The organism is Shewanella fidelis ATCC BAA-318 (assembly GCF_000518605.1).
GTDB lineage: Bacteria > Pseudomonadota > Gammaproteobacteria > Enterobacterales > Shewanellaceae > Shewanella > Shewanella fidelis.
On the sequence record NZ_JADX01000004.1, the window covers coordinates 493,781 to 504,715 of the forward strand.

Annotated in this window: 11 protein-coding genes; 9 read left to right on the forward strand and 2 right to left on the reverse strand. The window is 44.5% G+C overall.

The features are described 5' to 3' along the window. Positions 1 to 29: 29 nt before the first annotated feature. From potA to gabT, 6 genes are all read left to right on the forward strand, one after another. Complete coding sequence (potA, locus tag L884_RS0102130; protein ID WP_028765942.1) at positions 30 to 1,166, forward strand: polyamine ABC transporter ATP-binding protein; 1,137 nt, start codon at positions 30 to 32, stop codon at positions 1,164 to 1,166. A gap of 10 nt (positions 1,167 to 1,176) precedes the next feature. Further along, positions 1,177 to 2,082: an ABC transporter permease subunit gene (locus tag L884_RS0102135; protein WP_028765943.1), complete on the forward strand. Its 906-nt coding sequence runs from the start codon at positions 1,177 to 1,179 to the stop codon at positions 2,080 to 2,082. Beyond that, the gene (locus L884_RS0102140; RefSeq protein ID WP_028765944.1) at positions 2,079 to 2,894 is read left to right on the forward strand and encodes an ABC transporter permease subunit; all 816 of its coding nucleotides are present in this window, start codon (positions 2,079 to 2,081) and stop codon (positions 2,892 to 2,894) included. The genes L884_RS0102135 and L884_RS0102140 overlap by 4 nt, the downstream gene beginning before the upstream one ends. A 221-nt stretch (positions 2,895 to 3,115) precedes the next feature. Continuing rightward, entirely contained in the window at positions 3,116 to 4,402 is a 1,287-nt protein-coding gene (locus L884_RS0102145; RefSeq protein WP_028765945.1) for an NAD(P)/FAD-dependent oxidoreductase, read from the forward strand. A 97-nt stretch (positions 4,403 to 4,499) separates the two neighbouring features. After that, on the forward strand, positions 4,500 to 5,948 hold the full coding sequence (gabD, locus tag L884_RS0102150) for an NADP-dependent succinate-semialdehyde dehydrogenase (protein ID WP_028765946.1): 1,449 nt from the start codon (positions 4,500 to 4,502) through the stop codon (positions 5,946 to 5,948). 37 nt (positions 5,949 to 5,985) lie between these two features. Then, positions 5,986 to 7,266, forward strand: coding sequence for a 4-aminobutyrate--2-oxoglutarate transaminase (gene gabT / locus L884_RS0102155; protein ID WP_028765947.1), 1,281 nt, complete (start codon positions 5,986 to 5,988; stop codon positions 7,264 to 7,266). 98 nt (positions 7,267 to 7,364) lie between these two features. Here gabT and L884_RS0102160 read toward each other — a convergent pair whose 3' ends face one another. Continuing rightward, complete coding sequence (locus L884_RS0102160; protein WP_028765948.1) at positions 7,365 to 7,796, reverse strand: universal stress protein; 432 nt, start codon at positions 7,794 to 7,796, stop codon at positions 7,365 to 7,367. Positions 7,797 to 8,137: 341 nt separating this feature from the next. After that, positions 8,138 to 8,263 (reverse strand): hypothetical protein, encoded by a 126-nt coding sequence (locus L884_RS23365; RefSeq protein ID WP_281171811.1) that lies wholly within the window; start codon positions 8,261 to 8,263, stop codon positions 8,138 to 8,140. Between the two features lie 322 nt (positions 8,264 to 8,585). On the opposite strand from L884_RS23365, the gene L884_RS0102165 reads away from it, so the two are divergent. From L884_RS0102165 to L884_RS0102175, 3 genes are read left to right on the forward strand one after another with little or no spacing between them, the layout of a single operon-like run. Continuing rightward, positions 8,586 to 8,918, forward strand: a complete 333-nt coding sequence (locus L884_RS0102165) for a c-type cytochrome (RefSeq protein ID WP_028765949.1) — start codon at positions 8,586 to 8,588, stop codon at positions 8,916 to 8,918. 3 nt (positions 8,919 to 8,921) lie between these two features. After that, positions 8,922 to 10,331 (forward strand): cytochrome-c oxidase, cbb3-type subunit I, encoded by a 1,410-nt coding sequence (gene ccoN / locus L884_RS0102170; RefSeq protein ID WP_028765950.1) that lies wholly within the window; start codon positions 8,922 to 8,924, stop codon positions 10,329 to 10,331. Further along, positions 10,321 to 10,935 carry a cbb3-type cytochrome c oxidase subunit II gene (locus L884_RS0102175; RefSeq protein WP_028765951.1) on the forward strand — a complete coding sequence of 205 codons (615 nt, stop codon included), beginning with the start codon at positions 10,321 to 10,323 and terminating at the stop codon, positions 10,933 to 10,935. The genes ccoN and L884_RS0102175 overlap by 11 nt, the downstream gene beginning before the upstream one ends.

The window sequence follows — 10,935 nt, forward strand, 5'->3', positions numbered from 1 at the left end:
TGTTTAATGCCTTTAGGTGGAGAAGTAATATGGCAAGTACCTTAGACGTCACTAATAACTCTATTAAAAAGACGCAGGGCGAAGTGCTACTTCAGATAGACGGAGTGAGTAAACTATTCGATGAAGTGCGTGCAGTAGATGATGTCACGCTCAATATCAAAAAAGGGGAGATTTTTGCTCTGCTAGGTGGTTCAGGCTCGGGGAAGTCGACGCTGTTACGTATGCTGGCAGGCTTTGAGAAACCATCTGAGGGACGCATCTTTCTAGATGGTGAAGATATTACCGATATGCCTCCTCATGAACGTCCTATCAATATGATGTTTCAGTCTTATGCTTTGTTTCCTCATATGACAGTGGCACAAAATATTGCCTTTGGTCTAAAGCAGGATAAGTTACCTAAAGCTGAAATAGAATCTCGTGTGCAGGAGATGCTGAAACTGGTGCATATGGAAAGCTATGCCAAGCGTAAGCCTAACCAACTGTCAGGCGGTCAGCGTCAACGTGTTGCCTTGGCTCGTTCGCTTGCCAAGCGTCCTAAGTTATTGCTGCTCGATGAGCCGATGGGAGCATTGGATAAGAAGTTGCGTACTCAAATGCAACTTGAGGTAGTGGATATCTTGGAAGCCGTTGATGTGACTTGCGTAATGGTGACCCATGATCAAGAAGAAGCAATGACCATGGCTGGTCGCATATCCATCATGAATGAAGGCTGGATTGCACAAACTGGCACTCCAACGGATATCTATGAAAGCCCTAATAGTCGCATGGTGGCTGAGTTTATCGGCAGCGTAAACTTATTTGAAGGCGAGATAGTTGAAGATAAGGCCGATCACGTCATTATCGAAAGCCAAGGTTTATCGCAAAAGTTATTTATTGATCATGGCGTATCTACCAATGTGGATGATAAGTGTGTTTGGTTAGCGGTTCGACCTGAGAAGACCCGTATTACAAGGGAGCAACCAACAGGTGAGTATAACTGGTCTAGCGGTGTGGTTGAGGATATTGCTTACCTTGGTGGTATTTCGGTGTATTACATTCGATTACCTAACAAACAACTTATTCAAACGATTATGACCAATCGTGAACGTCGTTCAGATCCTCCAACTTGGGAAGAGGCTGTTTTCATTAGTTGGGAGGCCACCAGCGGAGTGGTCTTGAGATCATAAGGATACGATCATGAAAAAGCCGCTAAAATTTCGATTACCCAAAGGCCAATGCTGGACAATAGGCGTTCCATACTTTTGGCTATTAATGTTCTTTGCTTTACCTTTCGCAATCGTACTTAAGATCAGCTTTTCAACACCTATTATCTCGATTCCACCTTATGAGCCATTATTTCAGTATGCGGAAGAGTCATTGCAAATCATGCTGAACTTGGGGAATTATCTGCTGATCCTTGATGATTCAATATACTACAACGCTTACCTTGGCTCGCTAAAAATGGCGACGATCTCAACCATAGGTTGCTTACTGATTGGTTACCCGATGGCTTATGCCATTGCTCGTGCTCCAAAACGTAATCAAACTATGCTGATTTTATTGGTAATGTTGCCCTCTTGGACCTCCTTTTTGATTAGAGTTTATGCTTGGATGGGCATACTGAGTAACAATGGGGTGATCAACAACCTGTTGATGTGGAGTGGCCTCATTTCTGAACCTCTGCAAATTCTTAATACTAATACTGCGGTTTATATTGGCATTATTTACAGCTATTTGCCGTTTATGATTTTACCGCTATACGCAAATTTGTCTCAGCTCGATGCTAGCTTGTTAGAAGCGGCGGCAGACTTAGGTTCACGTAGTTTAAATACCTTCTGGAAGGTGACGCTGCCGTTATCAAAAGGCGGAGTTATTGCCGGTTCCATGTTGGTATTTATTCCGGTCGTAGGGGAGTTTGTGATCCCTGAGCTGCTTGGTGGTCCCGATTCACTGATGATTGGTAAGGTGTTATGGCAAGAGTTTTTTAACAATCGTGACTGGCCTGTGGCTTCGGCACTTGCCATTGTGATGCTAGGGTTATTGATTATCCCAATCACTTTATTCCACCGTTATCAGGCTAAAGAGATGGAGAAAACAGCATGAAGAAGTTAAATTTTTCTACCATTATGCTTTGGGCTGGGATGTTCTTCCTGTACGCACCTATGTTTATTTTGGTGTTTTATTCTTTTAATGAATCTAAGTTGGTGACCGTATGGGCAGGGTTTTCCACTAAATGGTACGGTGAGCTGTTTCGCGATCAGCAGATCCTCGATGCGGTTTGGACTAGTTTACTGGTTGCTTTTTATGCTTCCACCATGGCGGTGATTATCGGCACCATGGCAGCCTTTGTCATGACGCGATTTGCCCGAGGTTGGGGCAAGTTAACGTTATCGAATATGATCACTGCCCCGTTGGTGATGCCAGAGGTGATTACCGGTCTTTCTCTGTTACTGCTGTTTGTGCATATGGCTGACTTATTCGGCTGGCCTGCAGAACGGGGGATGTTGACGGTTTGGATTGCGCACTCGACGTTTTGTGCGGCTTATGTTGCTGTTGTTGTTTCATCTCGATTACGTGAAATCGATCGTTCAGTTGAAGAAGCGGCTCAAGACCTAGGCGCTACACCATTTAAAACGTTTTTTGCTATTACCGTTCCTATGATCTCTCCAGCGCTGGTAGCTGGTTGGTTATTGTCTTTTAGCTTATCGCTTGATGATCTCGTTATAGCCAGTTTTGCATCGGGACCGGGGGCGACGACTTTGCCTATGGTGGTGTTCTCCTCGGTGCGTATGGGGGTATCACCTAAGATTAATGCGCTGGCGACCTTAATTATTCTTATCGTGTCGCTTATTGCATTTATCTCTTGGTACTTTGCTCGCCGCGCAGATATTAAGCAACGCGCGAGCTCAGCATAGCCACTGCACTTTGATGATGTGAAAGCAGCTAGTCTGCTTTCACATACACCTGCGTTATAGATCTATCTCAATTTGTTTATGACTAAGAGCCTGAACTCTCACTTAGCGAGGTCAAAAGTGTCGCCGCTTAACAACTAACAGATTGAGCTAAAGAACAATGAGTAAAGAATAAAAGGACAGAAGTTATGTCAATAATAACCAATGAAAGACAGGCGGAAACCATGACTAAAACCCCTCATACTGAATCATATTATGCGGCCTCAGCAAACGATAAAGCTGAACGAGCGATGCTTCAGGACAATATTGAAACCGATGTTTGCATTATTGGAGCCGGCTACACCGGCTTATCAACCGCACTGCATTTACTTGAAATGGGTTATAAAGTCACTGTACTTGAAGCTGCAAGAATTGGTTGGGGCGCATCAGGACGTAATGGGGGCCAGATAGTTAATAGCTTTAGTCGCGATATAGATTCTATTGAGAAAACAGTCGGTACAGAAGCGGGGAAATTATTTGGTGAAATGGCTTTTGAGGGGGCCCGCATAATTAAAGAGCGGATCAACACCTATAACATCCAATGTGATCTACGTGATGGCGGGGTATTCGCGGCGTTAAATGAAAAGCAGATGGGGCATTTGCAAGCGCAAAAAGCCTTGTGGGAAAAGCATGGTCATATGAACCACCTAGAGCTGCTAGACAAGAATGACATTCGTAAGGTCGTCGACACCGAATCTTATGTTGGTGGTCTACTTGATAAGAGTGGCGGCCATATTCATCCACTTAATCTAGCGTTAGGCGAGGCACAAGCTGTTGAATCATTGGGTGGCCAGATATTTGAAGGTTCGGCGGTGATCAAGGTTGAAGAAGGCGAAAACCCCATAGTACATACCAGTCATGGCACGGTTAAGTCTAAGTTTGTAGTGGTTGCGGGTAATGCTTACCTTGGCGACTTGATGCCAAAACTACAGGCTAAATCTATGCCTTGTGGTACTCAGGTTATCACCACCGAGCCATTAGGTGAGGCGCTCGCTAAAAGTCTACTGCCACAAAACTATTGTGTCGAAGATTGTAATTACCTACTCGATTACTTTCGGTTATCTGGGGATAACCGTCTTATTTATGGTGGTGGCGTAGTGTATGGCGCCAGAGATCCTGCAGATATTAAGTCGATTATCGGCCCTAAGATGCTTAAGACTTTCCCACAACTTAAAGATGTGAAGATTGATTACACTTGGACTGGCAATTTTTTGCTCACATTATCGCGCTTACCTCAGGTTGGTCGAATTGGTAGCAATATCTATTACTCTCAAGGCTGCAGTGGCCATGGCGTCACTTATACGCATTTGGCAGGTAAGATCTTAGCTGAGGCTATAAATGGTCAAGCGACACGATTCGACGCTTTTGCTGGTTTACCGCATTATCCATTCCCTGGCGGGCATATGTTTAGGGTGCCTTTTAGCGCAATTGGTGCTTGGTATTACAGTATGCGCGACAAATTAGGGGTGTAAATTTATATCGCTAGTGATGAACTCGACCCAGCTTTAGGGAGTCGAAGCCAATTAGTCTGTCGGCTATAAAGCGCCAAATTAAATGAAGGAGTAACCTGTGCAGTTGAATGATATGAGCTTACTACGCCAACAATGTTATATAGATGGTCAGTGGCTTGACGCCTTAAGTGGCGCCAAAGTGGAGATAGCCAATCCTGCGACTAATGAAGTGATTGCTAGTGTCCCAATGATGGGCACAGCAGAAACACAAATGGCAATCAGTGCAGCGGAAAAGGCATTACCAGCTTGGCGTGCACTGACTGCAAAAGAGCGTGCTGTAAAGCTAAAGCGTTGGTTTGAGTTATTACTGCAACATCAAGATGATTTGGCATTAATGATGACGACAGAGCAAGGTAAGCCATTGGCTGAAGCTAAAGGTGAAGTGGCTTATGCTGCATCATTTATTGAATGGTTTGCAGAAGAAGCGAAACGCGTATATGGCGATACCATCCCAGGTCATCAAGGCGATAAGCGCCTTTTAGTGATTAAGCAGAGTGTTGGTGTTACAGCTGCAATTACACCGTGGAATTTTCCTGCGGCAATGATCACCCGTAAAGCAGCACCTGCGCTGGCAGCAGGCTGCACCATGGTGGTTAAGCCTGCGCCGCAAACCCCTTTTACCGCATTGGCTTTAGCTGAGTTGGCAGAGAGAGCGGGGATCCCCGCAGGTGTTTTCAGTGTCGTTACTGGTGACGCTGTTGCTATTGGCAATGAGCTTTGTAGCAACCCTGTGGTTCGTAAGCTTTCTTTCACAGGTTCAACACCGGTAGGAATAAAGTTAATGGAGCAATGCGCACCGACACTTAAAAAGATGTCACTGGAGCTTGGGGGCAATGCGCCCTTTATTGTGTTTAACGATGCAGATATTGATGCGGCAGTTGAAGGGGCGATGATTGCTAAGTATCGCAACGCTGGTCAGACTTGCGTGTGTGCTAATCGTATCTATGTGCAAGACGGTGTCTACGATGAATTTGCCGAGAAGCTAGCCCAAGCGGTAACTAAGCTCAAGTTGGGTGTAGGCACCGAAGCTGACGTGACAACAGGACCACTTATTAACAGTGATGCGGTGGCTAAAGTACAAAGACATCTGGATGATGCCTTGGCCAAAGGAGCCACGTTGCGTTGTGGTGGCAAACGTGCAGATTTAGGAGAGAACTTCTTTGAGCCAACAGTTATCACTGAGGTGGATAAGCGCATGTTAGTCGCTAAAGAGGAAACTTTTGGCCCTTTAGCTGCGCTATTCAAGTTCTCAGATGTTGATGATGTGATTGAGCAGGCCAATGACACTGAGTTTGGTTTAGCAGCTTACTTTTATGGTCGAGATATCTCGTTAGTATGGAAAGTCTCTGAAGCACTTGAATACGGTATGGTCGGTGTTAATACAGGCCTTATCTCTACTGAAGTCGCGCCATTTGGTGGGATCAAATCATCGGGACTCGGTCGTGAAGGCGCTAAGTGTGGTATCGAAGAGTATTTAGAGATGAAGTACATCTGCATGTCGGTTTAGTCGTTAACATTCAACTGAAGTCAGTAAAAAGGAATTGATCATGACAACCAATGAGTCACTTATGGTACGCCGCCAAGCTGCGGTCGCTAATGGCGTAGGGCAAATTCATCCTATCTATACTCAGCGTGCGGATAACGCTAGGGTATGGGATGTGGAAGGGCGCGAGTTCATCGACTTTGCTGGTGGTATTGCGGTGCTTAATACCGGCCACCTGCACAACAAAGTTAAAGCAGCCGTTGCTGAGCAACTCGAGTTGTTTTCTCACACTTGCTTTATGGTGCTGGGTTATGAGAACTATATTCAGGTATGTGAAAAGTTGAACCATCTCGTACCGGGTAATTTCGCAAAGAAAACAGCGTTATTTACCAGTGGCTCTGAGGCAGTAGAAAACGCCGTTAAAGTGGCGCGGGCTTATACCAAACGCAGCGGGGTTATAGCGTTTACCTCGGGCTACCATGGTCGAACCATGGCTGCGTTGGCGTTAACGGGCAAGGTTGCACCTTATAGCAAAGGCATGGGCTTGATGTCGGCCAATGTATTTAGAGCTGAGTTTCCCTGTGCACTACACGGCATAAGTGATGACGATGCAATAGCATCGATAGAGCGTATTTTCAAAAATGATGCTGAGCCGGACGATATTGCAGCTATCATTATCGAGCCAGTACAAGGTGAGGGCGGCTTCTACCATACCTCGGTTGAATTTATGCAGCGGTTACGTTTGCTATGTGATCAGCACGGTATCATGCTGATTGCCGATGAAGTACAGACTGGCGCGGGACGCACAGGTACTTTCTTTGCTATGGAGCAGATGGGCGTCGCTGCAGATATCACTACTTTTGCCAAATCTATAGCGGGTGGTTTTCCGCTTTCAGGTATTACTGGTCGCGCCGAAGTGATGGACGCTATTGGTGCTGGTGGTTTAGGCGGTACTTATGGTGGCAACCCGTTAGCTTGTGCTGCTGCGCTTGCTGTGATTGACGTATTTGAGCAGGAGCAATTGCTTGAGCGAGCCAATGCTTTGGGCTTTAAACTAAAAGAGTCACTGAAAGGGATGGCGCGCAGGCATGAGCAGATTGTAGATGTGCGCGGCCTTGGTGCCATGATAGCTGTGGAGCTGATGCAAAATGGTGAACCTGCACCTGAGTATTGCGCGCAAATATTGAAAGAAGCGCGAGATAGAGGGCTTATCCTGTTGTCATGTGGTACTTATGGCAATGTACTGCGTATTTTAGTCCCCCTTACCGCGCCAGATGAACTGGTAGACAGAGGGCTTGAAATCATTAGTGCTAGTTTTGACGCGGTGCTAAACAAGGATTAATACTTGTTGTTAGAGTTTTTGAAGTCTGCCTGTGGGCGATGTAGAAATCCGAGCGCTGTTTCAGTCTCGGGTTTTCTTGTTTCAATAGGTTAATATTTTTACTTAACCACGAGTACAGGACAATGGGCTTTGTTAACAATTTCTTCTGCCGTATTGGCGTTGAGAAAGTGAGCGAGTCCAGTGCGTCCGTGGCTTGCCATTACAATCATACCGGCATTGATATTTTTTTCAGTCGCTAATATCTGCTCCACAGGGCGACCATGGCAAATTCGACTTTCAAATGGAAAGTAGACATCAAATGAGCTGATAAATTGCTGCATTTTTTCAGCGGCTTCTCTTTCCATCCTCTCTATAAGTTCTTCGGGTGTCACCGCGAGCACTCGAGTGTATTTATCGCCAAAGGGTTTATCGACTACGTGTAGTAGACAGATCCCGACTTCATAAAAGTTCGCCATCTCGATTGCATAGCTTATGGCGTGTGATGCTGTCTCCGAAAAGTCGGTTGGACAAAGGATCTGCTGGCTTCGCATAACATCCTCCTGTTATTCCAATCAGTACAAGAATTTGATCAACTCAGAGCGTTTTTTAGCAATCTAATTCAAGGCGAATAGTTGAAACAATGCTTGCTCCTTTGTGAAGTTATCCAAGTATTACCTTTCCTTATCTTATATAGCCTAAAAAGCTTAAGGATTAATACTCCTTTAAATATAGGCGCTGTGCTTGTGTGAGTAAATTCGTAAGCTGAAAATCGATGGCTTTATTGTGGCTTTTATCGCGACTTAGGAGGATTGCAGGCGGGAAAATAATAGAGCTAAGTGATTAAGGGAATCTGTGAAGCAGCGTTTCTATGACTTAACTCTATCGGTTAGGATTAGTTCTGTGTAAAGAATTGAGTCAGTCGTTTGGTGAATAAGCCTAAGATAACAACGGCGCACTCAACAATTACAACCCCAGCCACTAATGAGAATAGTGCCGGTACATGTCTAATAAAATCCATCTAGTGCCTCTCAACAATACAGGATACAAGCTGATACGTTTGAATGAATATCCCACAAATGTTGAGATTTATTTTTGATAAAGCTCACAAAAAATCCTCCCTTAATTATTGTTAATCTTAGTTTTATTGAATTTTTTATTTAGGGGTACCTAATAAATATGGCATCAAGTTTCTGAGAACAGATGGTACGGCTATCAGAAAAACTAAACCTAAATAAACCTGCAGACGTAGTGATTATCTGAACAATAATTGTGCATTTTTTGGCAATTCAAAGAATACAGACTAGTTTCAATAAGGTGCACAAGAATATAAGAGACTACTTATGAATCGACTACTGTTACTCCTGCTTGTTACATTTTGGTCGTTAGCGACACACGCAGACTATGAGCCGAGTTTTAAAATTGGCAAAGAAAAAGCCAAAGTCTGTATGACCTGTCATGGTGAGGATGGGATCTCCACTGTTGATCCCTACCCAAACCTTCGTGGCCAAAAGATGGGTTACCTCATTTCTTCTTTAAAAGACTATCAAGCTAGGCAGCGAATAAGCGGCTTAGCTATTTTGATGCAACAACAAGCTGACGCACTGAGTGAACAAGATATGAAGGATATCTCTTATTACTACTCAGTTTTGGGCACGAGTAAAGAAGAGGAGTAGAGCATGCAAGCAAGCACCGAGCTCTATGATGTTAAGGTCGTCCGTTATTTTATTATTGCAGCGTTAGTTTGGGCTGTTGCGGGTATGTTTATTGGCGTGGTACTCGCTGCGCAGCTTTATTGGCCAGCGCTTAATTTTGATTCTGAGTATATTCAATTTGGGCGATTGCGTCCCTTGCACACATCTGGTGTCATTTATGGGTTTGTCGTTAATATTTTAATGGGCACCTCACTGTATATCGTGCAGCGAACTGGCAAAACCAAGCTATTCAACCATAGTCTGGCTTGGATGGTGTTTTGGGGTTGGCAGTTAATATTGGTCCTAGCTCTGATTACGTTGCCGCTAGGCTACACAACCAGTAAAGAATACGCCGAACTTGAATGGCCAATCGATATTCTGATTGTCATTGTTTGGGTGCTGTACGCGGTACTGTTCTTCGGCACGATAGCTAAACGAACCGTGCATCACATATTTGTTGCAAACTGGTTTTTTGGCGCGTTTATCATTGTTATTGCGTTGATTTTTATTCTTAATAATTTGGCGCTACCCGCTTATTTTATGAAGTCTTATTCAGTTTTTGCGGGGGCACAAGATGCCATTGTTCAGTGGTGGTGGGGCCATAATGCCGTAGGGTTCTTACTCACTGCCGGTATTATTGGTATGAACTACTACTTCATACCGAAACTCGCTGAACGGCCAATCTATTCTTACCGTTTATCTATTATTCATTTTTGGGGGTTGGTCGGTTTCTATACGTGGGCCGGTACTCACCACCTTGTTTACTCGTCTGTGCCGGTTTGGGTGCAAAACATAGGTATCGTAATGTCGCTTATTTTGTGGTTACCGTCTTGGGCGGGAGCATTTAATAGCGCCATGACCCTGCTACAAAACAAGGCTAAATTAAAAACTGACTACATTATGTGGTTTTTCATGTCGGCTATTTTGTACTACTGCTTGGCGACCTTTGAGGGGCCGCTCTTAGCTATACGCTGGTTTAACATGCTTGCTCATAATACTGAATGGATTATTGGTCACGTGCATTCTGCCGCGCTTGGGTGGGTAGGAATGTCAGGTATTGCCGTATTTTACTATTTTATTCCACGGCTTTGGGGACAAAACGGCCTTTGGTCGCAGAAGTTGCTTAAGTGGCATTTCTGGCTAGCTCATTTAGGTGTGGCACTTTATGCGATTGCATTATGGGTTGCTGGAATTGGTGAGGGCTATATGTGGTTAGCACAACAAGAAAATGGCTCACTTGCATATAGCTTTGTCGAAGCGATGGATTTTAAGGCCCCATGGTTGTTTGTTCGTTTCTTTGGTGGTGCTTGCTATGTATTAGGTTTATTGCTGATGGTGTTTAACCTATACAAAACAGTGACTGTAAAGTTGGAGGTCAATCAAGATGCTAAGTAAAGACTTTACCCAATCTTTGGTGATCCTCATTGTAGCAACTGTGCTAGTTGCCAGTTTTTCAATAGTGGTGCTTATTGTGCCTAATCTTGTACGTACAGATGAGATCCGTCTGCGCTCAATGGCGATACCATTGACCGCTGTGCAGGTTGCAGGTCGTGATGTCTATATCAGTGAAGGTTGCCATGTTTGCCACACTCAAATGGTACGTAATATTGATCCTGAAGTGAAACGGGATGGTAGAGCAAACAAAGAAGCTGACGATATTTATGAGTACCCTAATTTGTGGGGCTCAAAGCGCACAGGTCCAGATTTAACAAACCTAGGCAGAAAGTACTCAGATCAATGGCAACGGATCCATCTAATGAACCCGAGGCAGGTAGTACCGACATCGTTAATGCCTGCTTATCCATGGTTATTTGAGCAAGTGTTATCCGGTGACGACATCGAAGATAAAATGCGTGCACTACAAACCTTAGGTGTTCCTTACACTGACAGTGAAATAGATAAAGCACGCTTAGCAGTGAAAGGAATGACGAAGGGGGAGGCTTTAGTTCAATATTTACAGAGCCTTGGCCAAGATACTGCCGGCGATCAGGAGCGTTAA

Bases quoted from the DNA above. Each gene is read 5' to 3' on its own strand.
- potA (WP_028765942.1), top strand. From the start codon at position 30: ATGGCAAGTACCTTAGACGTCACTAATAACTCTATTAAAAAGACGCAG.
- L884_RS0102135 (WP_028765943.1), top strand. From the start codon at position 1,177: ATGAAAAAGCCGCTAAAATTTCGATTACCCAAAGGCCAATGCTGGACA.
- L884_RS0102140 (WP_028765944.1), top strand. From the start codon at position 2,079: ATGAAGAAGTTAAATTTTTCTACCATTATGCTTTGGGCTGGGATGTTC.
- L884_RS0102145 (WP_028765945.1), top strand. From the start codon at position 3,116: ATGACTAAAACCCCTCATACTGAATCATATTATGCGGCCTCAGCAAAC.
- L884_RS0102160 (WP_028765948.1), bottom strand. From the start codon at position 7,796: ATGCGAAGCCAGCAGATCCTTTGTCCAACCGACTTTTCGGAGACAGCA.
- L884_RS23365 (WP_281171811.1), bottom strand. From the start codon at position 8,263: ATGGATTTTATTAGACATGTACCGGCACTATTCTCATTAGTGGCTGGG.
- L884_RS0102165 (WP_028765949.1), top strand. From the start codon at position 8,586: ATGAATCGACTACTGTTACTCCTGCTTGTTACATTTTGGTCGTTAGCG.
- ccoN (WP_028765950.1), top strand. From the start codon at position 8,922: ATGCAAGCAAGCACCGAGCTCTATGATGTTAAGGTCGTCCGTTATTTT.
- L884_RS0102175 (WP_028765951.1), top strand. From the start codon at position 10,321: ATGCTAAGTAAAGACTTTACCCAATCTTTGGTGATCCTCATTGTAGCA.